Origin of the sequence: Flavobacterium sp. N2038, from assembly GCF_025947185.1 — a bacterium.
In the GTDB taxonomy this organism is placed as follows: domain Bacteria; phylum Bacteroidota; class Bacteroidia; order Flavobacteriales; family Flavobacteriaceae; genus Flavobacterium.
This window is the reverse complement of sequence record NZ_CP110001.1, coordinates 1,245,597-1,268,528: the sequence shown is the minus strand read 5'-3', so window position 1 is coordinate 1,268,528 and position 22,932 is coordinate 1,245,597. Positions and strand designations below refer to the sequence as shown.

Below are 22,932 nucleotides of genomic sequence, written 5' to 3'. Positions count from 1 at the left end.
TTAAGAATTAAGCGTTACCTTTTGCTTTTTTAATTACCGCTTCTGAAATATTAGAAGGTGTTTCTGCATAGTGAGAAAACTCCATTGTCGAAGTAGCTCTACCAGAAGACAATGTTCTTAACGTTGTTACGTAACCAAACATTTCTGACAAAGGCACATCAGCCTTGATAGTTTTAGCCCCATTTCTATCACCCATATCATTAACCTGACCTCTACGACGGTTCAAATCACCAACGATATCACCCATATTTTCTTCTGGAGTAATAACTTCGATTTTCATGATAGGCTCAAGAATAACAGCACCAGCAGCACGTCCAGATTCTTTATAACCCATTCTTGCAGCTAACTCAAAAGATAATGCATCAGAATCCACAGGGTGGAAAGATCCATCAGTTAAAGTCACTTTCAAACTATCCACAGCATATCCTGCCAATGGACCAGTTTTCATAGCTTCTCTAAATCCTTTTTCAACGGCAGGGATATATTCTTTAGGAACGTTACCACCTTTTACAGCATTGATAAATTGTAATCCAACTGGAACTTTACCATCAACTTCATCAGCAGGCTCAATTGTAAATACGATATCACCGAATTTACCACGACCTCCAGATTGTTTCTTGTAAGTCTCTCTATGTGTTGCAGATCTTGTAAACGCTTCTTTGTACTCAACTTGAGGCTCACCTTGGTTCACTTCAACTTTAAATTCACGTTTCATACGATCAACTAAGATATCTAAGTGAAGCTCACCCATACCTGAAATAATAGTTTGACCAGAAGCCTCATCAGTTCTAACTGTAAATGTTGGATCTTCTTCAGCTAATTTAGCTAAAGCCATACCCATTTTATCAACGTCAGCTTTTGTTTTTGGCTCAATAGCAATACCAATTACAGGATCCGGGAATTTCATAGATTCCAAGATAATTGGATTCTTTTCATCACAAAGAGTATCCCCTGTTTTAATATCTTTAAATCCAACAGCAGCACCAATATCTCCAGCTTCAATAAATTCGATTGGATTTTGTTTATTAGCGTGCATTTGGTAAATACGAGAAATTCTTTCTTTGTTACCAGAACGAGTATTCAAAACATAAGAACCAGCATCTAAACGTCCAGAGTAAGCACGGAAGAAAGCTAAACGACCAACGAATGGGTCAGTAGCAATTTTAAATGCTAAAGCAGCAAATGGCTCCTTAACATCTGGCTTACGCAAGATTTTAGTTTGATCTTCTTCTAATAAATCAGCATCATCAGGGTGAATTCCTTCAATACCTTCTTTATCTAATGGAGATGGTAAATACTTACAAACTGCATCCAACATAAATTGAACACCTTTGTTTTTGAAAGATGAACCAGCAAGCATTGGGATAATTGCCATATCAATAGTAGCAGCTCTTAATGCATTGTTAATTTCTTCCTCTGTAATAGAGTTTTCATCTTCCATGTATTTATCCAAAAGATTCTCATCATAAGTAGCAATCTCTTCGATAAGAATAGAACGATATTGTCTTACCTCGTCTACCATATCAGCAGGAATATCAACGATATCAAAAGTAGCTCCTTGAGTTTCATCATGCCATACGATAGCTTGATTCTTAACTAAGTCAACAATACCTTTAAAATCTGCTTCGTCACCAATAGGTAAAGTAATTGCAACCGCATTCGATTTCAACATATCTTTAACCTGCCCACATACTCCTAAAAAGTTAGCACCTTGACGGTCCATTTTATTTACGAATCCCATACGAGGAACTCTATATTGATCCGCAAGTCTCCAGTTAGTTTCTGATTGAGGCTCAACACCATCAACAGCACTAAACAAGAAAACTAAACCATCAAGTACACGTAAAGAACGGTTTACCTCTACAGTAAAATCAACGTGTCCAGGAGTATCAATAATATTAAAGTGATAAGGCAATGATTCCGGAAGAGTCTTACCTTGCTCAGTTGGGAAATTCCAAGTACAAGTTGTAGCAGCAGAAGTAATTGTAATACCTCTTTCTTGCTCTTGCGCCATCCAGTCCATTGTTGCAGCACCATCGTGTACTTCACCAATTTTATGTGACTTTCCAGTATAAAAAAGAATACGCTCAGTTGTTGTTGTTTTACCAGCATCAATGTGAGCAGCAATCCCGATATTTCTTGTATATTTTAAATCTCTAGCCATTTCTTACGAATTAAAATCTAAAGTGAGAGAATGCTTTATTAGCTTCTGCCATTTTGTGAGTATCCATTCTTTTCTTAACCGCAGCACCTTCTTCTTTAGCAGCAGCTAAACATTCTGACGCTAAACGTTGTGCCATAGATTTTTCATTTCTTCTTCTTGAATAAAGTATTAACCACTTCATTGCCATAGAAATTTTTCTGTCTGGACGAATTTGCATTGGGATTTGGAATGTAGCTCCACCAACTCTACGGCTACGTACTTCTACGTGAGGCATAACGTTTGTTAAAGCATCTTTCCAGATCTCTAATGAAGTCTTCTCATCATTTTGCTTTTTAGATTCAATGATATCAATTGCATCATAAAATACTTTGAAAGCTGTAGATTTCTTACCATCCCACATTAAGTTATTCACAAAACGTGTTACTAATTGGTCGTTAAACCTTGGATCCGGTAAAAGTGGTCTTTTCTTTGCCGCTCTTTTTCTCATGTCTTTTTCTTAAAAGTTTTTAAATTACTTTTTTGCTTCTTTTGGGCGTTTAGCACCGTACTTAGATCTTCTTTGCGTTCTTCCTGCAACTCCTGACGTGTCAAGCGCTCCACGAACGATATGATATCTAACACCTGGTAAATCTTTTACCCTTCCACCTCGCACTAATACTATCGAGTGCTCTTGTAGATTATGTCCTTCTCCAGGGATGTAAGCATTCACCTCATTACCATTTGTCAAACGTACACGCGCAACTTTACGCATTGCAGAGTTTGGTTTTTTTGGTGTAGTAGTGTAAACACGCGTACAAACCCCTCTTCTTTGAGGACAAGAATCTAAAGCAACCGATTTACTCTTCTTAGTGATCTGAGTTCTTCCTGTTCTTACTAATTGTTGAATTGTTGGCATAATTAATACTAAAAATTATTATGTTTATTAAATTCCCGCTTTTTACGGGGTTGCAAATGTATAAAATATTTTTCACTATACAAACGTTAAATCATTAATTTTCAATAAGATTATTTAAGCTTATGATTTTACAAACAAACAATAGATATTTGCAATACTTTTAATAAATGAAACAGTTGCCATTGAAACACTTAATACAAATATTCCTTTTTCTATCTTTAAGCATTTCTGGCTATGCACAAAACTTTCACTTAAAAATAAACGGAACCAACGATACCGAAAACAAAATTATCGATTCACTAAACTACAATCATCTTCACTTAAATTTAAAATCACTATTAAACGAAACAAAAAATACCACTAAAAAACTTTCCAGAATCGGATACATTAACAGCAAAATACTAAAAACCAACAAAGTAAATGACAGCTCTTACACGACTATTATATCATTAAACGAAAAAACAAAATATATACATATATATATAGGAGCAAATAACCCTCTCTTTAAAACCGAGACAACAAAAAACGACAGTATAATAATTCCTTATAACGAAGTAGAAAATTACTTAAATCAAAAAATACTAGATGCCGAAAAATCTGGTTTTGCGCTTAGCAAAATCAAACTAGAAAACATTCAAAAAAAGAATACAATAATCTATGCTGACCTAAGCTTTAAAGCTGAAAAAAAACGCAGCATAAATTCCATTATTCTAAACTATGCAAATCAAAATGAGAAAAACTTTTTCCCAGATGGCCATCTAAAACAACTTCGCAAAAAATATTTAAACAAAACTTTTAATCAGGAAATCACAAAAGAACTTTATCAGGACATCAATAACTACGAATTTGTAAATCAGGTAAAATATCCGGAAATTTTATTCACTAACGACTCAACTAAAATCTATACTTATATAGAAAAAAGAAAAGCCAATACTTTTGATGGTTACGTTGGATTCTCAAATGATGAAAGCAAAAAAATAAAACTAAATGGATACTTAGACATTTCCTTAATAAATACACTTCATGCAGGCGAACAATTCTCTCTATACTGGAAAAGCGACGGCAACAAACAAACAACATTTAATACAAAACTAGAAATCCCTTACATTTTCAAAACTGCTTTAGGAATAAAAGCGCAACTAAATATATTTAAACAAGACAGTACATTTCAAAACACAAAAACAGCAATAGATTTAGGCTATTACTTAAACTACAATTCTAAAATATATGTTGGCTACCAATCAACAGAATCAAGTGATATTCAAAACACAAACAGCACAACAATCACTGACTTTAAAAACTCATACATCACCTCCTCTCTAGAATACAAAAAAAATAATCACTCTAATTACCTGTTTCCAAGAAAATCATACCTAAACCTCATATTTGGTTACGGAAAAAGGACCACAAACAGCACTCCCGAAACTACAGAAACAATCAATCAATTCTACACCAATCTAAACCTTTTCTACAACTTCGAACTAAACAAAAAAAACTACATATATATAAATTCCCAAAATCTATATTTAAAAAGCGACAATTATATAACAAATGAACTTTTTAGATTTGGAGGACTAAACTCAATTCGAGGCTTCTCAGAAAATAGCTTACAAGGAAACTCTGCAAATCTATTCATTACCGAATACAGATATTTACTTAGTTCAAATTTATACATGCATACTATTCTTGACTATGGAATTTACCAAGACCAAACTTCTATAAAAAACAGCAAAAAATTCAACAGTTTAATCAGTGCCGGCATAGGTTTTGGACTACTAACAAAAAATGGATTATTAAAGATAATACTAGCCAACGGAAGCACAAATGAAGCCGAAATAAAATTTTATAACAGTATCCTATCGATATGTTACAATGTTAAATTTTAACCCATTACCAAAATCTGTTAACAAAATATTAGGAATTTTAGTAAGTAATTACGAATATTACATAACTAATCCAAAATATTTGATAATATGAAACCAAAGTTAAACAGATCCTTAGTGCTTTTGTTAGCACTAATCGCGCAACTAACCTTTGCGCAAGAAAGAACTGTTTCAGGTATTGTTACCGATGATGCAAGTATGCCTTTACCAGGTGTAAGTGTATTAGTAAAGGGAACAAAAACTGGAACACAAACCGATTTTGATGGAAAATACTCTATCAAAGCAACACCAAGTCAAATTTTAGTTTTTAGCTACATTGGAATGAAATCTCAAGAATTTCCAGCCAGCTCAACAAAAGTTAACGCTAAATTATCCAGTGATGCACAACAACTAGAAGGAGTTGTTGTTACCGCTCTAGGATTATCAAGAGAGAAAAAGTCTCTTGGTTACGCAACTCAAGAAGTTAAAGGAGAAAACCTAGCCGCAGTTAAAAGCGACAACTTCGTAAATGCTATTTCAGGAAAAGTTTCCGGGGTGCAAGTAAAAAGAACAACAAATTTTGGAGGATCCACTAATATTGTAATTAGAGGAAATTCATCTTTAACAGGAAACAATCAAGCTTTATTTGTTATTGACGGGGTTCCGGTAAGTAACAACAATTCGAACACAAGAGATCAGGAACAATCTGGAGCAGGCTATGACTACGGAAGTGCCGCATCAGACATTAACCCTGAAGACATCGAATCCATCAACGTACTTAAAGGCTCTGCTGCAAGTGCACTTTACGGATCAAGAGCTGCAAATGGTGTTGTTGTAATAACAACTAAAAAAGGAAACAAAAAAGCAAAAGGCTACTCTGTTACTGTTAATTCAGGTGTAACTATTGGCTCTGTTGACAAAAGCACTTTTATAAAATATCAAAAACAATATGGTGGCGGCTACGGACCTTATTATGGTCCAGACGAAGACTCCTACTTAGACCATATCGACATAAATGGAGATGGAATTCTAGACAATGTAACTCCACTAACAGAAGATGCTTCTTACGGACAAGCTTTTGACCCAAATTTAATGGTTTATCAATGGGATGCTTTTTATCCTGAATCTCCAAATTACATGAAAGCTACACCTTGGACAGCAGCAAAAAATGGCCCAATTACTTTTTTCGAAAAACCAGTAGCACTTACTAATTCCATATCGATAGATAAAGGATTAGAAAATGGTTATTTAAGATTAGGAGCTAACAATCTGGATCAAACTGGTTTAATGCCAAATAGCTCTTTAAAAAGAAACACCTTCACACTGAACACATCCACACTGATTAATGACAGATTAACTGTTGCAGGATACGGAAATTTCACCAAAACAAACACTGTCGGCAGAAACAGTACAGGATACAATGACAACATTGCCGGTAACTTCAGACAATGGTGGCAAACCAACGTTGATCTTAAAAGCTTAAAACAAGCCTATCAACTTACTGGACGCAATGTAACATGGAACCCTAATTCCTACACTAATCCAACACCAATATTCTGGGACAACCCTTATTTTCAACGTTATGAAAATTATGAATCAGACAGCAGAAGCAGATTTATTGGAAACGTTTCTTTAAACTATAAAATTGCAAGTTGGCTAGATGCTTTCGGAAGAATGTCAGTAGACACCTATGATGAACTTCAAGAAGAAAGAAGAGCTATTGGAAGTGTACCTGCTGATTTCGGAATTGGAACCGGAGGCGGTGATGGTTCTACTAACAGAAATCCCGCACCATCAGGCTACTCAAGAAAAAACATAGGTTTTAGCGAATACAATTATGACTTTATGCTAAACTATAACACAGACATTACACAAAAATTAAACTTAAAAGGTGTAGTTGGTGTGAACATTAGAAGAAGTTATTACAATTCAATATTTGCAGCAACAAATGGCGGACTTGCCATACCAAAATTATATGCATTACAAAATACAGCAAGTCCATTATTAGCACCTATTGAAAGGGACGAAGCCATAGGTGTTGACGGTATTTACGGAAGCGCATCCTTTGGATATGAAGATTACCTATTTTTAGAAGGAACAATTAGAAGAGACCACTCATCAACTCTACCAGAAGCAAATAGCACTTATTACTACCCTTCTGTTTCTTCAAGTTTTGTGTTTTCTAAATTCATAGACGCAGACTGGCTATCCTTTGGAAAAGTAAGACTTAATTATGCCGAAGTTGGAAATAGCCCAGGATTTGACAGAGTTTTGGACACTTATGCTGTTAATACAGCATTTGGTGCAGCATCAGCATCTGTAAAAGACACAAAGAACAACCCTAACCTAAAACCAGAACGCACAAAAAGTTACGAAGCTGGTTTAGAACTTTCTTTCTTTAAAAAGAGACTAGGATTTGATTTCTCTTACTACAAATCTAATTCAATCGACCAGATAATCCCATTAAGACTTACTGCATCTACTGGATATCTATACGAATTAATCAATGCTGGTGAAATCGAAAATAAAGGGATTGAAATATCTTTAAATGGTACACCAATAAAAACAGACACTTTTTCATGGGAAGTTAATTTTAACTTTGCCAGAAATAGAAACAAAGTTTTAAACCTATTAGAAGGTATTGATAACCTGCAATTAGGATCTTTTCAAGGCGGGGTAACAATAAATGCAGCTATTGGACAACCATACGGTGTAATATATGGAACAAAATACACTTACTTAAACGGACAACCTGTTGTTGACCCAACTAACGGCCAATACATCAAAACTTCAACATCCGACAATCCAATTGGTAATGCAAATCCAGATTACACAGGTGGTTTAAACAATAAATTCACTTACAAAAACTTTTCATTTGAATTCTTAATCGACATGCAAAAAGGCGGACAAATATTCTCACTAGACCGTTATTATGGCTTAGCAACAGGTCTGCCGGATGATACTGCATTTATAAATGAACTAGGGAATCCTATCAGAAATCCATTGACTTCAGGACCTGATAGTGGTGGTTTTATAAATCAAGGAGTAAATCCTGACGGAAAAGTAAACACGACAAGAATTGAAGCAAGCCGATTTGGAGCACAAGGTTATAGAAGAGGCCTACCAGACGAAGCATTCGTATATGATGCAAGTTACATTAAACTAAGACAAACTGCAATTACATATTCTTTGCCAGAAAAAATACTAAAAAACACTTTCATGAACGGAATGACTTTTAGTGTTGTTGGAACAAATCTTTGGATTATACACAAAAACTTACCAGATGCAGATCCGGAATCAGGATTAGGAGCTGGTAATTTACAAGGCTACTCAACAGGATCTTTACCTTCTACGAGAGATATTAGCTTCAACATTAAAATCCAATTTTAAATCAAGAAATCATGAAAAAAATATTTATAATCATACTCACCGCAGTAACATTTTCTTCCTGCTCTGATGATATAGAAAAATTAAACGTGAACGTGAAAGACCCGTCAAACGTACCGGGAGAAGCTTTATTTACAAGTGCCCAAAAAAGTTTGGTAGATCAAATGACAAACACAAATGTTAACAATAACATTATCAGATTAATTAATCAATATTTTACAGAGACCGTTTATACAGACGAAAGTAATTACGATTTAGTTACAAGAACAATCCCAGAACAACACTGGCAATTCTTATATAAAGACGTATTAAAAGACTTAGACCAAAGTGCAAAAAACATCACCAACACTCCACTTGGTCTAACGGAAAATCCTTTGGATAAGCAAAACAAACTTGCAATTATAGAAGTTTTAAATGTTTATACCTATGCAATATTAGTAGAAACATTTGGCAATATTCCATATACTCAAGCCATAAATCTTGACTACAAAACACCAAAGTACGATGATGGCTTAACTATCTACAAAGATTTAATCAACAGATTAAACAATGCGATAACCAAACTAAATACCGGCGGTAAAAGTTTCGGAGGCAGCGACAGAATGTACGGAGGGGACATACCAAAATGGATCAAATTTGCCAACACTCTAAAATTACGAATGGGTATAACTATCTCTGACATTCCAGCCGAAAGTGCATTAGCAAAAGCAACTGTATCAAGTGCAGCCCCTTTAGTATTTACATCAAATCTCGACAATGCAGATCTAAAATACCTTACAGCCACACCAAATACTAATCCATTATATGTAGATCTTGTTGCCAGCGGTCGTTCTGATTTTGTTCCGACTAGTACAATAATAGACGAGATGAACCATTTGAATGACCCAAGACGTTCAAAATATTTTGACGATAACATGGATGACCCATCTACCCCAGAAATAGAATATATTGGAGGAGAAAATGGAGCAAGCAATTCATTTGCACAAAAAACACATATAACGCCAACAATTCAAGTTCCAGACTTTCCAGGAACAATTTTAGACTATGCCGAAGCTGAATTTCTACTAGCAGAAGCAGCTGAAAGATCCTTATACGGAACACCTGCAGATGCAGAAGCACATTATAATGCAGCAATAACAGCTTCCATTTTAGACTGGGGAGGAACAGAAGCTGAGGCTACAACGTACTTAGCAAATCCTGATGTTGCTTACACCACCGCTGCAGGAACATGGAAGCAAAAAATAGGAACACAAAGCTGGATCGCTTTTTACAACAATTCATTTGAAGGCTGGTCATTTTACAGAAGATTAGACTTCCCTGTTTTAGTTGCGCCACCAGATGCTGTTTCCGGTTTTCCGATGCGCTACACTTATCCAATTATTGAACAATCGCTAAACAAAGCAAGCTACACAGAAGCAAGTGCAGCAATTGGTGGCGACGCAGTAGAAACTAAACTATTTTGGGATAAATTCTAACTCATATCACTTCATTACAACAAAAAGAAAGCGGTTACAAATTACCTGTAACCGCTTTTTATTTTTAAAAACTCTATTAACTTTAATTTTACATTAGACTAAATTGCACTATTATCATAATAGAAATACCAAAACAAAAAACTATTAAAAAAATTAAAAAGAAAGCAAAATTTTCAATCTATTAAACAGACAAAAGTCTTTGCTTAATTTTCAAAGCAATTTCACAACATAAAATACTTTACACAACCATTAACACTGACTATTAAAGATTCACGACCTTTTTAACAAAATTTAGCAGTTAGTCCATTCATTTTTTCTAAGATAAAAGTTATAAAAAAAACATTTAAATACCCTTCATCTATAAATTTAACATTTAAGGGGTTGATAAAATTTTTAATTATTGTCAATTTTAACACTAAAAATTACGGATTTGTAATTTTAAGCTAATTTTAATCGATAAAACAGCAAAATCTCACCTCAAAATCATTATTTAACTAAAAAAAAAGCTTTTTATATTAGGTAGATTAACAAATTATTAAGATTTTTGTCGGACTAATTCAAAATATTTAAAAATGAAACTAAAGTTCAATGGATTCTTAGTACTGTTATTGGTACTAGTCGCGCAACTTTCTTTTGCGCAAGAAAGAGCTGTTTCTGGAACAGTTTCTGACAATGCAGGAATGCCTCTACCAGGTGTTAGTGTATTAGTTAAAGGAACTAAAACGGGAACACAATCAGACTTTGATGGTAAATTTTCTATTAAAGCATCTTCAAGCCAAATTTTGGTATTTAGCTACATTGGGATGAAAACCCAAGAAGTAGCAGCTACTTCTGCAACAGTTAATGTAAAATTAGCTGACGCTGGCGCACAAGAACTAGAAGGTGTTGTTGTAACTGCCTTTGGTATTAAAAGAGAGAAAAAATCTCTTGGTTACGCAACAACAACTTTGAAAGCAGAAGCAATTACTGCAGTAGTTAACACAAACCCATTTGAAACACTTTCTGGTAAAATTGCCGGAGTTGATATTACAGCACCGTCTCAACCAGGAGCTTCTACTAAAGTTGTTATCCGTGGTTTGAACACTATTACTGGTAATGCAGGACCGCTTTACATTGTTGATGGTTCTCCAATTAACAATACTGCAACAGGTACTAGTAATAATGGTACTGCTTCTTCAACTAGATCATATGATACAGGTAACGGTATCAGTGACCTTGACCCTAACAACATTGAAAGTATGACAGTTCTTAAAGGAGCTGCTGCATCTGCTTTATATGGTTCAAGAGCTGGGGGTGGTGTAATCCTTATTACAACTAAAAAAGGAAAATCAAACACTGGAATTAAAGTTGACGTTTTAGCTTCAACTGAATTCAGTGAGGTTGCTAGAGTTCCTCACTTACAAAATTCATTCGGACAAGGATGGAATGGTGTTGGATATTCAGGATCTAACACTTTCAGTAATGAAAATGGTTCTTGGGGACCTGCATTCAATGGAGAAGTTAGACCATGGGGTAGTATTTACAAGAATACTCAACAATTAAAATCTTATGTAGGTCTAAAAGATAACGTTAGAGACTTCTACAACACAGGATCTTTAGCTACTCAATCTGTAAACTTAAGTGGTGGTGGAGATACTTCAGATTTCTCTTTAGTATTCTCAAATGTAAACAGTGATGGTGTTGTACCATCTGATGCTGATTTATACAAAAAACAATCTTTAGGTTTCAATGGAGGTTTAAAAGGTAAAAAATTTACTTTAAGAACTGCATTAAACTATGTATACAAAAACCAAAGTGTTGTTAATACAGGACAAGGTGATGATGCAGGACAAGGTTCTACATTACAACAAGATTTATTACAAATCCCTAGAGACGTTAGTATCGTAGATTTAGCAGATTACAAAGGTAATCCATTCAATACTCCAGATTACTACTTTACTCCTTACGCTGCAAATCCTTACTTCTCAATTAACGAGAACAGTACTAAAGTTTACGGAAACAACGTTTTTGGAAACGTAAACTTAAGCTACAAAATTACTGATAAAATTGTTGCTTCATGGCAAGTGGGTGGTAACATTAGATCTGAAAGATTTAAAAGTTACGGAGCTATTGTTGATTACGCTCCAGGTTCTGCTCAAGCAATTGCAGGAGCAAACAAAGTTGTGGGTGGTGTTACAGAAGGAAGATCTGAATACAGTGAATTTGATACTTTCTTCAACATTAACTATAACACAAACTTGAGTGAAGACTGGACATTAAACCTTTTAGGTGGTTTAAACTACAACAAAAGAGAGTCTGATGAATTGTTTAACACAATTACAAATCTTGGTATAGCTAATTACTACGAATTATCTAACTCACCAAACAGACCAACTATTACACAAACAAACTCATTAAGAAGAAATGCTGCTGTATATGCTTCTGCTGAATTTGCTTTCAAAAACAGATATTTTGCTACACTTACTGGTAGAGAAGATGCTACATCTACATTACCAATTGGAAACAATGCTTATTTCTACCCAGCATTATCTCTTGGTGCTATTGTAATTGATAACGGAAGTACTTTCTTAAAATTAAGAGGTGCTGCTTCTAAAATTGCAAATGACACTCAGCCTTATGTAACTGAAAACTCATACATTCCAGGTTCTGCTGCTGCAAACTTTGGTATCATTGCATCTCCAATGGGAGGCGTAAGTTACTACGAAGCTTCAAGTAGACTAGCAAATCCAGAATTGAAACCAGAATCTACAATTGAGTACGAAGTTGGAGCTGAGGGATCATTCTTGAAAAACAGAATTAGCTATGATATTGCATTATATCATAAAACAACTTCTGATTTGATCGTTAACTTACCGTTAGATCCTTCAACAGGATTTACAAGTAAATATATTAATGCTGCTGAAGTAGTAAACAAAGGTATCGAGCTTTCTCTTTCAGGTAGTCCAATTAAAAACAAAGACTTTTCTTGGAACTTAACTTACACGTTCACTAAAAACCTTAATGAAGTTACTAAGTTAGCTGACGGATTTAACGATATCGACTTAGCGCCTGTTTATGGTGTAACTTATAGAGCTACAAAAGGACAACCAATCGGAACATTCTATTCTCTTGTACCAAAAACAAATGATGCAGGGCAATATATTGTTAATGCTAACACAGGTATGTACGAAACAAGTGCTGACATCCAACGCATTGGGAACTCACAACGTGATTTCGTAATGGGTTTACAAAATACTTTCAAATACAAAAACTTCAACTTAGGTCTTTCATTTGACTGGAAACAAGGTGGAGAATTCTACTCTTACACTAAGAGATTATCACACTTTACAGGAAATGGTGCAGAAACTGTTTACAATGACAGAAACACATTCATCATCCCTAACTCTGTTAATGAGCACGTAGATGCTGCAGGTGCTGTTACTTATACTGAAAACACAACTCCGGTTACTTTCGCTAACGTATCATCATTCTACAACACTACAAACAACCCAGGAATTGAATCTACTCACGTAATTGACAAAACTTTTGTTAGATTAAGAGAGATTAATTTCAACTATGATTTCCCATCTTCAGTAAGTAAAAACATGGGATTAAACAAAATCACTCTTGGAATCTACGGAAGAAACCTTTTCTTATGGACTCCAGGAAGCAACCCTTACACAGATCCAGAAACTGGAACTTACGGAACAGGTGTACTTTCTGATGTAGGAGAATTTGCAGCTAACCCTTCTCAAAGATCTATTGGAGGAGTTTTAAAATTATCATTCTAATAATAAATATAGAAAAATGAAAAAAATAGCAACATTAATAACAGCTCTTTTCTTATTAGTGTCATGTGATGATACATTTGACATTAATAGAGATCCGGATCTATTGCCTCCTGGGCAAGCATATGCTACAATTTTACCGGCTGGTATTGCTGGAGTTGTAGGAGCACAAGGGTCTTACTATGCTTTAATTGGTGGGTTCTGGTCTCAATTTTGGACTCAAAACAATACTTCAAACCAATATAAAAATATTGACCAATACAGTATTGGAACAAATGATTACCAAGTTGGCTGGACAGCAATGTACGATGCTTTAAACGACATTAGAGTGGTTAAAGCAAAAGCATTAAAAGAAGGTAATAACAACTATTACTTGATTGCTACAGTACTTGAAGTACAAGCTTCTCAGGTAATGACAGATTTATACGATGATATCCCTTACACAGAGGCTAACAATCCATTATTTTTACAACCAAAATTTAATACTGGAAAAGAGGCTTACGATTTAATGATCGCTGATTTAAAATCAGCTTTAGCAAAAGATCAATCTGCTTCTGTAGGTGATGTACCAGGGAAAGATGATTTCATTTTTAATGGAAACATGGAAAACTGGACTAAATATGGTAATACTTTATTGTTAAAACTTCATATGAGATTAACTCAGGTTAACCCTACTCTTGCTCAATCAGGAATTACAGCTTTAATTAATTCTGGTGCACAATTCTTAGATGTTGATGCTGCTATGACTCAATTTGAAGATGCTGCTGACAGAAGTAACCCTTTGTACGAATCAGACAGAAGACAATTAAACACTACTTTAAATCTTAGAGCTAGTAAAACATTGTACAGTTATTTGGCTATTAACGCAGATCCGCGTAAAGACAAATATTACGGAGTAGGACAACCAAACAACCAAGGTGATTTCTTAAACACTGCGACTGGTCTTTCATTAGTAACATTATTCCCTAAGACTCCGGTATATTTAATAAGTGCTGAGGAAAGCTATTTCTTACAAGCAGAAGCTCTTACTAGATATTATGCTGGTGCTGGTGCTAAAGAAAAATATGATTTAGGAGTACAAGCAAATTTTGCTAAATACAACACTGAAACTAAAGTTGTCAATCCAGATGGTACAACTTCTACTGTTCCAGCTGTTGGCAATGCAAATAATATCTTAGCTGCTGGTGGAAAATATGAATTCCCTGCAACTGGAACTGCTGCTCAAATTGAAGCAATTATCACTCAAAAATGGATCGCAAGTTTCCCTGGAAACGGTTACGAGTCATTCTTAGAGCAAAACAGAACTGGATTCCCAAAAGAATCAGCTGTTAAACAATCTAACGAAGCATACATTCCTGGACAACTTGCTACATCTGTAGAAACTGTACTTGGAGCAAATCAATTCCCAAGAAGAATTATTTTGCCAAATACAGTAAAATCAAGAAATCCTAATGCTCCAGCTTTAAAGAAAATTATAGATCCAGTTTGGTGGGATGTTAACTAAAAAATTAAAAAAATGAAAAAGATTTTTATATCTCTAATGATAGTCTCAGGACTATTATTAACTTCTTGCGAAGGAGACTCTACTGATGGAGTTTCGAAAGTAACAGCTTACGCCAACTTTACGATGAATGGCCCAAATCTTGTTATTCTAACTCAAGGAGATACATATACTGAGGAAGGTGTTACTGCTGAGGCTGATGGAAAAACACTTGAAGTAAAAACTGATGGTGCTGTAGACACAAGTAAGCCTTCAATGTACAAACTAAAATACTCTGCAGTAAATAGTGATGGTTTCCCTGCTTCTGTAACACGTACTGTTGTTGTTTTAAGTAACAAACCATCTACAATTGATTTAACTGGTACTTTCCTAAGAAGTGGAAACCCTAACGTGGTAACCCCACTACCTGGATACGGTGGAAGAAAATACACATGTGATAATGCAACTGGATATAGTATAGCTGCCGATAAGTTGACTATGGAATTTTATAATATAGACGACAAACAAATTTACGCACCATACACTGAAAACGCTTCTGCGTCTGGAATTTCTGCAGAAAGTAACATTGGTACCATTACAGATAAAAACAACTGGAAATGGGTAATTTATGCTTCAGCAGTTTTCGGTACAGCTGAGAGAGTATTTAAAAGATAATTTAAAAAAATTAAAATGAAAAAATTTAAACAAAATATAACACGTATACTAGTAGCGGTACTTGTTCTTACTTCGTTTTCATCTTGCGATGAAGTTGGGGATATTGATGCTGGAGGAACTTCTGTTCAGTCAATGGCCGGTGATTGGTATGTACAATTATTAGCGGCTGACGGAGAGGTGGTAGAGGACTATGGACTTCTTTCTACCTTCAACACATCAGCAAATGATGGAAAAGATTTCTGGATAGATGATCATAATAATATGTGGGGTTTTAAAGTTAAGACACCCGTAACTATCAGTTCATTGTCATTTGCAGGAAATAATTTAGCAAGTAAAATTGTACGTGACATTGCTTCAACACCTAACATTATTGAAACATATTCAGTTAACGTAAACATCACAGATGGTAAAATCGTTAAAAATGGTGCTACATCTACTGGAGGCCATACTGTTGACGGCATCTCTTTTAAAGCTGAATTCTCTGATGAACCAGGAGTTATTTATGAAATAAAAGGTTATAAAAGAACCGGTTTCGCTGAAGACGAACACTAAGATTAAGCTCTATAAAGAACTTTATTTAAACCATCCCATTAATTTGGGGTGGTTTTTTTATATAAACATATTACCTATATTTGTCTCATGGAAAAAGAACATCAAATATTTGGCATTAGAGCCATCATAGAAGCAATTCAGGCTGGAAAAGAAGTTGATAAAGTATTTATACAAAAAGAGATTTCCGGAGAATTAATGAAAGATTTAATGAAAGTAATGAAACGTGCTAACATTAACTTCTCCTATGTTCCTGTTGAAAAATTAAACCGTCTTACACCAAACAATCACCAGGGTGCAGTCGCTACAATATCTCCTATTGGTTTTATCGAATTAGAACATCTTGTAGAATCTACAATTGAATCAGGAGCAAAACCTTTGTTTTTAATATTAGATCAAATCTCTGATGCAAGAAACTTTGGCGCCATTATCAGGACTGCAGAATGTACCGGAGTAAATGGAATTATAGTTCAGAAAGCAGGTTCGGCACCGGTAAATGGAGATACCGTAAAAACCTCTGCCGGAGCAGTATTTAATGTGCCAATTTGTAAAGTTGAACATATTAAAGATGCTATTTTTTACCTTCAGGGTTCAGGTATTAAAACCATAGCCGCAACCGAAAAAACAGATCAAAACATTTACGATTTATCTTTAAATGAACCTTTGGCAATCATCATGGGATCTGAAGACAGAGGAATAAACCCATCTGTTCTTAAAATTGTAGATGAAAAAGCAAAACTGCCAATGTTTGGTTCTATTGGATCGTTAAATGTTTCTGTTGCTTGTGGAGCCTTTTTATACGAAACTGTTCGTCAAAGAAATTAGAGGATTAAGAATCTAGGTACTACTTAAAAAATTATGAATGCCTATAAGTTCTGCTCAACACATATCACTCAAAAAAATAAGCCTAATACTTGTACTTCTTTTAGTTACAAGTATTAGCTATTCTCAATCGATTCACTACAATCAGTTTTGGAATGAAATTCAGTTCAACAGAACGATAAACAAAAAATGGTCTGCCGAACTCGATCTCGAAGGAACCTATAGCAGCACCGATTATTCGTCAAATCTTTTTGATAAAAATATACAAAGAGCTATCCGGGGCTGGGGACATTATTACTTAACACCACGTTGGAAACTATCTGCTTCTTTGGGTTACCACAATAATAAAGATGTTCCGGAGATCGGTCAGTTTGAATCACCCGAATGGAGATTTACTACTCAGGGAACTTACTTCTTTCATAAAACTGGTTACACATTAAGCACCAGAATGCGACTTGAATTTAGACATCTTAAAAACCAAGAAGATGATTATGAAAATGTATTGCGATATCGCCAGCAGATTAAGTACATGCAACCACTTAACAGCAAAATATTAAGACAAGGTGTTGTTTACGCAGTTGCTTCTGATGAAGTTTACATAAAAACTCAGGCAGAAGTTACCGGAGAAAGTTTTTTTGACAGAAACAGATTTAATATTGGAGCTGGATACCTGTTTACTGATGATATACAAGTTGAATTAACTTATGCAAACGAATACCTTCCCAGAAGTACCCAAAACAAAATTATAAACGCTGCATCTCTAAATGTAACTTTCAATAATCTTTTTAAAAAATTGCATAAAAAATTATTTCAAAAGCCAGAAACAACAGTCGAAGATTAATCTCTAATTTTCTTCTTTTTTCAAAAAACAAATAAGCTGTTCCAGAATAGCATCTTTGTGCAGCTTAAAATTATAATCTCGAACAAATTCTGTTCCTTCCATCCTAATTTCTGCTACAAGAGCTTCAAATTTAGAAAATGACTCCAGATCTTTATCATCAATAAGATAAAGTATTTGCATAATAGAGTCATTATTCATGTATTGTGTATCATAATGAGATAACTTATACACTTTATTATCTGCTAAATGAATTGTTAAATCACCCTTTATTTTCTTGCCCTCTTTTTTAGAAGGAAACGGAGTGGGCTGTAAAGCAATAAAATAATGCTCTTTATCTGTTAGAACATTAATTTTTAAAGATTTGGATTTTGTGGTATAAAAAACGGCCGGATCAAAATAGTACATCATGCTCCCATCAGCTGACACTCTATTTTTAATATCACACTGAGCAATAACTTCTGAACTTGTAAGTCCGAAGAAAATCAAACCTAAAAAAATCAAATTCCTCATAGTTTCCAGATAAAATCAAACCATTATATTAACAAATTTAACCTATTTAAATCAATTAAGCAGAAAGCTTCAGAGCTTATCTTCAGATTCCTTTTTAGTAATATCATAATAAACAGGAACATTAGAACTAAAATAAGAAAACAGAGCTTCCTCCTCCTCCACTTCATCTGCTTTTGTATTTACAAAATTACCGTTTTCATCAAAGTGTTTCATAAAAGCATCTTCTTCCGGTTTAAAATCAGGTTTTTGCCAATCATAAACTATTGGTTTTGCATATTCCGGCGTTTTATATAATAAGCTCAAAACAAATCCTGTTATAAAGCCTGCCAAATGCCCCTCCCAGGAAATTGTAGCATCTACATCAGGAAACACATACCAAATCATACCACCGTAAAGTAAAATAACCGAAAGCGAAAGTGCAACTAACCGATAATATCCTGTTTGAATTCCTTTAAAAAAAATAAAGCTTACTAAAACATAAATCAATCCACTTGCACCAATATGATAATTCTCACGACCAATAATCCAGGTAATTAATCCCGAAAAAAGAATTCCATAGCCAATAACTGCAATAGTCTGTTTAGGATAAAAAAACTGCAAGGCAGCGAGTAAAACCAAAAGCGGAATAGAATTATTGTATAAATGACTTAAATTTTCATGTATAAACGGACTAAACAACACACCTTGCAAACCTGAAAAATCCCTGGGATAAATTCCATTCTGATAAAAATCAAAATCAAAACGAATTTGGAACCAATAAACGATCCACAAAAAAAGGACAAAAAAAACAGGAAGACCAATTACTGTGTAAGAAAATTTAAAGTGATTATCATTCATACTTCTTAAAATTTACAGAACAGCATCAAAAAACTATCCAAATACAATTTACTGATAATTTGTCAGCTTTATGAAGTAATTAACGATCAAAACAATTAAAATAAAGCTGAAAATACTAATTTTACAAAATGGAAGCACCTTTAGCCGAGCGTATTCGCCCACAAACATTAGAAGATTATATTAGCCAGAGTCATTTGGTTGGACCAAGCGGTTCATTAACACAACAAATTTCAAAGGGTATAATTCCGTCTTTAATATTTTGGGGACCACCAGGAACCGGAAAAACAACTTTATCACAAATTATTGCGCAAGAGTCAAAACGTCCGTTTTATGTTCTGAGTGCGATAAATTCGGGTGTAAAAGACATTCGTGATGTAATCGAAAAAGCGAAACAAAGCGGTGGCTTATTTACGGCCAAAAATCCCATTTTATTCATAGACGAGATTCACCGTTTTAGTAAATCACAACAAGACTCTCTTTTGGCAGCTGTCGAAAAAGGATGGATCACACTTATAGGGGCAACTACCGAAAATCCGAGCTTTGAAGTTATTCCAGCGCTACTTTCACGCTGTCAGGTTTATATATTGAATGCTTTCACAAAAGATGATCTGGAATCGCTTTTACACAGAGCAATGAAAACGGACTCTTATCTAGCTTCAAAAAATATTATATTAAAAGAAACCGAGGCTTTATTAAGACTTTCTGGCGGTGATGGCAGAAAACTTCTAAATATTTTTGAACTTGTTGTTAACGCTTCTGCAGAAGATAAAATTATAATCACAAATGCTCGTGTTTTAGAGCTTGTACAGCAGAATACCGTTTTATATGACAAAACTGGTGAACAGCATTATGATATTGTTTCCGCCTTTATAAAATCAATTCGAGGAAGCGATCCAAATGGAGCTGTGTATTGGTTAGCAAGGATGATTGAAGGTGGCGAAGACGTAAAATTTATTGCTCGTAGAATGCTAATTCTGTCCAGCGAAGATATTGGAAATGCAAATCCAACTGCGTTTATCATGGCAAATAATACTTTTCAGGCCGTAACCACTATTGGATATCCTGAAAGTCGAATTATTCTGAGTCAATGCGCAATTTATCTGGCAACATCTCCAAAAAGTAATGCATCATATATGGCAATTGGAAATGCACAACAGTTGGTAAAACAAACCGGAGATTTACCTGTTCCAATCCATTTACGAAATGCACCGACCAAACTTATGAAAGAATTAGGTTATGGCGATGATTATAAATATTCGCACGATTATGCAAATAACTTTGCCGAGCAGGAATTTCTGCCTGATGCTATAAAAGAAACGGTTCTTTACAATCCGGGAAGCAATTCAAGAGAGAACAGCAACCGCGAATTTCTAAAGAACCGCTGGAAAGATAAATATAGTTATTAAAACCCTATTTTATATTTAAAATTTAACTGAAACTTTTTCAGAAATTAATTTATCATTTTGGTAGTATTCAAAATACCATTGATTGTCTTTTGCATTTAAAGATCCCTGAACTCCATCTTTTATCGCAATAAACGAATCCGGGCGTGATGTTTTTAACAATTTCATTACCACTTTTGGCGTTTTATCAATAAGCTGGTATCCGTTTTCAGTTGGTTGTGCATACAATAAATTAGGATCTGCTATATTAGCAACAGGAGTTGCAACTGTAGTATTCTGCGCAACTACAACAGTAGCAGGAATTGCTGCTGCAGTAACCACTCTCGATTCACTTGGAACTGTTTTTCCGCTGTATTTGTAATGTAATGCATTTATAGAAATAAAAGCATTGTCAAGACTTTCTTTGTACGCAGCTTCATAATCTTTCTCTTTACTTTTTCCTATCTCAGAGGTATAAATTACTTTTCCGTAACAATCTTTAAACTCTACAAAAAGTTTAGTAACCAAAAATCCATTGTCTCTTTTTACATCCATATACAAAATCTGGCAACGATCATTATATTCCGCAGGAATTACCTCATTAGAATAAAAAGCAGCAAAACCGGCTTTAACCAAATTTGATTTACTCATAGTTGATAATCTATATTGATTATCTGTTTTAGTAAACTCATATCTTAACGGAACGATTACAGCTTTGTAATCATTAACAGATTGTGCAAACCCAATAACGGAACAAATTAATGCAGCAAATAGAAATTTTATTTTCATTTTTATAAATATTTTTTAAGTTCTAGTAAATGTTTTATTTGTTTTATATCCTGAGAAACCTCAATATTTTTTTCATTAAAGAATATGGCGTCCAATCCGGCATTCAATGCACCATTAACATCTGCATCCAGACAATCTCCAATCATAATACAATTGTTTTTTGAAGTCTGAGCCAAATTGACTGCATAATCAAATATAATACTATTTGGTTTTTTTACACCAGCCAATTCTGAATTTGTGATTGTATTAAAATATCCGTCAAGCGAAGCATTATTTATCTTTTTATCCTGAACACTCGCAAAACCATTAGTAATAATGTGAAGTCGATATTTAGGTTTTAAGTATTCCAATACTTCAATGGCTCCATCAAAGAGATGATTATTATCAGTTAAGAATTCGATATAATCATTTGCAATTTCATTAATATTTTCATCTGAAATTTGATAATCTAATGCATCAAATGAAAGTTTTAACCTATTGTATCGGAGCTCAATATGACTTATTTGATCATTTTGATATAACTTCCAGCAAGCTTGATTTATTGGAGCATATTTTTCAATAAAATCCAAAGTATTAATATTTGGATACTTACTTTTAAAAATACGATCAAAAGCCATTTCGGAGTTTTTATCAAAATCCCAAAGTGTATGATCTAAATCAAAAAAAACATCGGTAATTGTGGTATTCATAATTTAAAAAATTCCTTCATCTACAAAACTATAATATTTTGTTTCAGTTATAATCAAATGATCTAAAACTTTAACATCTAACTTACTCCCTGCGTCGCGAATTTTTTTAGTAATTTGCTTGTCAGCATCACTTGGCGTTAAATTCCCCGAAGGGTGATTATGACACAAAATCAGGCTTGTAGCACTTTTCTCAAGCGCCAATTTAAAAATTAACCTAACATCAACAACAGTACCTCCAATACCTCCTTTACTTAATTGTGACTTAGAAACTACTTTATTTCCATTATTAAGAAAAAGTACCCAAAACTCTTCATGAGATAATTCGCCAATAATAGGCTGCATAAGATTAAAAACCATTTTGCTTGAAGTGATTTTTACCATTTCGACCGCTTTTTCCGAACTTCTGCGTCGGCACAATTCAAGCGCTGCAATAATTGAAACGGCCTTAGCCTCCCCTATCCCTTTAAAATTCATTAATTGAGAAAGAGATAATTTTGCTAACGAATTTAAGCCGCCAACTGCCGCTAAAATACGTTTGCTTAAATCTACGGCAGATTCATTTCGACTTCCCGATCCAATTAAAATAGCAATCAATTCAGCATCACTTAAAGCTTCTTTTCCCTTAAGCATTAATTTTTCACGAGGCCTGTCATCATCCGACCAGTCTTTAATTGAAAAATGAGGTTGTTTCATAAGTTAAGTAATTTTCAAAAAAGCGAATATATTCAAAAAAGAAAGAAAAATCGCTCAAACAAAAAATAAACTTAAAAAAAATACCAATTGCAAAATCGCAATTGGCATATTATCT

The 22,932-nt window shown here is 34.3% G+C and carries 18 protein-coding genes; 10 read left to right on the top strand and 8 right to left on the bottom strand.

Annotated features, from left to right (window positions below):
* Positions 1–7: 7 nt before the first annotated feature.
* From fusA to rpsL, 3 genes are read right to left on the bottom strand one after another with little or no spacing between them, the layout of a single operon-like run.
* Positions 8–2,164: an elongation factor G gene (gene fusA / locus OLM51_RS05635; protein WP_035650464.1), complete on the bottom strand. Its 2,157-nt coding sequence runs from the start codon at positions 2,162–2,164 to the stop codon at positions 8–10.
* A 10-nt stretch (positions 2,165–2,174) separates the two neighbouring features.
* Positions 2,175–2,651 (bottom strand): 30S ribosomal protein S7, encoded by a 477-nt coding sequence (gene rpsG, locus OLM51_RS05630; protein WP_017495022.1) that lies wholly within the window; start codon positions 2,649–2,651, stop codon positions 2,175–2,177.
* A gap of 24 nt (positions 2,652–2,675) precedes the next feature.
* Positions 2,676–3,059, bottom strand: a complete 384-nt coding sequence (rpsL, locus tag OLM51_RS05625; protein ID WP_007136570.1) for a 30S ribosomal protein S12 — start codon at positions 3,057–3,059, stop codon at positions 2,676–2,678.
* Between the two features lie 182 nt (positions 3,060–3,241).
* On the opposite strand from rpsL, the gene OLM51_RS05620 reads away from it, so the two are divergent.
* The 9 genes from OLM51_RS05620 (at position 3,242) to OLM51_RS05580 (ending at position 17,917) form a co-directional block, all read left to right on the top strand.
* Positions 3,242–4,945 (top strand): ShlB/FhaC/HecB family hemolysin secretion/activation protein, encoded by a 1,704-nt coding sequence (locus OLM51_RS05620; protein ID WP_319799973.1) that lies wholly within the window; start codon positions 3,242–3,244, stop codon positions 4,943–4,945.
* Between the two features lie 87 nt (positions 4,946–5,032).
* Positions 5,033–8,311 (top strand): SusC/RagA family TonB-linked outer membrane protein, encoded by a 3,279-nt coding sequence (locus tag OLM51_RS05615; RefSeq protein WP_264553399.1) that lies wholly within the window; start codon positions 5,033–5,035, stop codon positions 8,309–8,311.
* 11 nt (positions 8,312–8,322) lie between these two features.
* The gene (locus tag OLM51_RS05610; protein WP_264553398.1) at positions 8,323–9,783 is read left to right on the top strand and encodes a SusD/RagB family nutrient-binding outer membrane lipoprotein; all 1,461 of its coding nucleotides are present in this window, start codon (positions 8,323–8,325) and stop codon (positions 9,781–9,783) included.
* A 572-nt stretch (positions 9,784–10,355) separates the two neighbouring features.
* Positions 10,356–13,553 (top strand): SusC/RagA family TonB-linked outer membrane protein, encoded by a 3,198-nt coding sequence (locus OLM51_RS05605; protein WP_264553397.1) that lies wholly within the window; start codon positions 10,356–10,358, stop codon positions 13,551–13,553.
* 16 nt (positions 13,554–13,569) lie between these two features.
* Positions 13,570–15,054, top strand: coding sequence for a SusD/RagB family nutrient-binding outer membrane lipoprotein (locus OLM51_RS05600; RefSeq protein ID WP_264553396.1), 1,485 nt, complete (start codon positions 13,570–13,572; stop codon positions 15,052–15,054).
* A 12-nt stretch (positions 15,055–15,066) separates the two neighbouring features.
* Positions 15,067–15,705, top strand: coding sequence for a DUF5011 domain-containing protein (locus tag OLM51_RS05595; protein ID WP_264553395.1), 639 nt, complete (start codon positions 15,067–15,069; stop codon positions 15,703–15,705).
* Positions 15,706–15,720: 15 nt separating this feature from the next.
* Positions 15,721–16,257, top strand: coding sequence for a lipid-binding protein (locus OLM51_RS05590; RefSeq protein WP_264553394.1), 537 nt, complete (start codon positions 15,721–15,723; stop codon positions 16,255–16,257).
* 87 nt (positions 16,258–16,344) lie between these two features.
* On the top strand, positions 16,345–17,079 hold the full coding sequence (gene rlmB / locus OLM51_RS05585; protein WP_264553393.1) for a 23S rRNA (guanosine(2251)-2'-O)-methyltransferase RlmB: 735 nt from the start codon (positions 16,345–16,347) through the stop codon (positions 17,077–17,079).
* Positions 17,080–17,116: 37 nt separating this feature from the next.
* Positions 17,117–17,917, top strand: a complete 801-nt coding sequence (locus OLM51_RS05580) for a DUF2490 domain-containing protein (RefSeq protein ID WP_264553392.1) — start codon at positions 17,117–17,119, stop codon at positions 17,915–17,917.
* A 3-nt stretch (positions 17,918–17,920) separates the two neighbouring features.
* On the opposite strand, the gene OLM51_RS05575 is transcribed toward OLM51_RS05580, so the two are convergent.
* Both OLM51_RS05575 and OLM51_RS05570 read right to left on the bottom strand, forming a co-directional pair.
* The gene (locus tag OLM51_RS05575) at positions 17,921–18,427 is read right to left on the bottom strand and encodes a hypothetical protein (RefSeq protein ID WP_264553391.1); all 507 of its coding nucleotides are present in this window, start codon (positions 18,425–18,427) and stop codon (positions 17,921–17,923) included.
* A 69-nt stretch (positions 18,428–18,496) separates the two neighbouring features.
* Complete coding sequence (locus OLM51_RS05570) at positions 18,497–19,264, bottom strand: rhomboid family intramembrane serine protease (RefSeq protein ID WP_264553390.1); 768 nt, start codon at positions 19,262–19,264, stop codon at positions 18,497–18,499.
* Between the two features lie 128 nt (positions 19,265–19,392).
* Between OLM51_RS05570 and OLM51_RS05565 the strand changes: the two genes are divergently transcribed.
* Positions 19,393–20,670, top strand: a complete 1,278-nt coding sequence (locus tag OLM51_RS05565; protein WP_264553389.1) for a replication-associated recombination protein A — start codon at positions 19,393–19,395, stop codon at positions 20,668–20,670.
* A gap of 15 nt (positions 20,671–20,685) precedes the next feature.
* Here the strand turns inward: OLM51_RS05565 and OLM51_RS05560 are convergent, their stop codons facing one another.
* Genes OLM51_RS05560 through radC form a run of 3 tightly spaced genes read right to left on the bottom strand, consistent with a single transcriptional unit; the run spans position 20,686 to position 22,817 of the window.
* Positions 20,686–21,435 carry a hypothetical protein gene (locus tag OLM51_RS05560; RefSeq protein WP_264553388.1) on the bottom strand — a complete coding sequence of 250 codons (750 nt, stop codon included), beginning with the start codon at positions 21,433–21,435 and terminating at the stop codon, positions 20,686–20,688.
* A gap of 2 nt (positions 21,436–21,437) precedes the next feature.
* Positions 21,438–22,124, bottom strand: coding sequence for a YjjG family noncanonical pyrimidine nucleotidase (locus OLM51_RS05555; protein WP_264553387.1), 687 nt, complete (start codon positions 22,122–22,124; stop codon positions 21,438–21,440).
* A 3-nt stretch (positions 22,125–22,127) separates the two neighbouring features.
* Complete coding sequence (gene radC, locus OLM51_RS05550) at positions 22,128–22,817, bottom strand: RadC family protein (RefSeq protein ID WP_264553386.1); 690 nt, start codon at positions 22,815–22,817, stop codon at positions 22,128–22,130.
* Positions 22,818–22,932: the final 115 nt, after the last annotated feature.

Coding starts and splice junctions, on each gene's coding strand:
- fusA (WP_035650464.1), bottom strand. CDS start 2,164: ATGGCTAGAGATTTAAAATATACAAGAAATATCGGGATTGCTGCTCAC.
- rpsG (WP_017495022.1), bottom strand. CDS start 2,651: ATGAGAAAAAGAGCGGCAAAGAAAAGACCACTTTTACCGGATCCAAGG.
- rpsL (WP_007136570.1), bottom strand. CDS start 3,059: ATGCCAACAATTCAACAATTAGTAAGAACAGGAAGAACTCAGATCACT.
- OLM51_RS05615 (WP_264553399.1), top strand. CDS start 5,033: ATGAAACCAAAGTTAAACAGATCCTTAGTGCTTTTGTTAGCACTAATC.
- OLM51_RS05610 (WP_264553398.1), top strand. CDS start 8,323: ATGAAAAAAATATTTATAATCATACTCACCGCAGTAACATTTTCTTCC.
- OLM51_RS05605 (WP_264553397.1), top strand. CDS start 10,356: ATGAAACTAAAGTTCAATGGATTCTTAGTACTGTTATTGGTACTAGTC.
- OLM51_RS05600 (WP_264553396.1), top strand. CDS start 13,570: ATGAAAAAAATAGCAACATTAATAACAGCTCTTTTCTTATTAGTGTCA.
- OLM51_RS05595 (WP_264553395.1), top strand. CDS start 15,067: ATGAAAAAGATTTTTATATCTCTAATGATAGTCTCAGGACTATTATTA.
- OLM51_RS05590 (WP_264553394.1), top strand. CDS start 15,721: ATGAAAAAATTTAAACAAAATATAACACGTATACTAGTAGCGGTACTT.
- rlmB (WP_264553393.1), top strand. CDS start 16,345: ATGGAAAAAGAACATCAAATATTTGGCATTAGAGCCATCATAGAAGCA.
- OLM51_RS05580 (WP_264553392.1), top strand. CDS start 17,117: ATGCCTATAAGTTCTGCTCAACACATATCACTCAAAAAAATAAGCCTA.
- OLM51_RS05575 (WP_264553391.1), bottom strand. CDS start 18,427: ATGAGGAATTTGATTTTTTTAGGTTTGATTTTCTTCGGACTTACAAGT.
- OLM51_RS05570 (WP_264553390.1), bottom strand. CDS start 19,264: ATGAATGATAATCACTTTAAATTTTCTTACACAGTAATTGGTCTTCCT.
- OLM51_RS05565 (WP_264553389.1), top strand. CDS start 19,393: ATGGAAGCACCTTTAGCCGAGCGTATTCGCCCACAAACATTAGAAGAT.
- OLM51_RS05560 (WP_264553388.1), bottom strand. CDS start 21,435: ATGAAAATAAAATTTCTATTTGCTGCATTAATTTGTTCCGTTATTGGG.
- OLM51_RS05555 (WP_264553387.1), bottom strand. CDS start 22,124: ATGAATACCACAATTACCGATGTTTTTTTTGATTTAGATCATACACTT.
- radC (WP_264553386.1), bottom strand. CDS start 22,817: ATGAAACAACCTCATTTTTCAATTAAAGACTGGTCGGATGATGACAGG.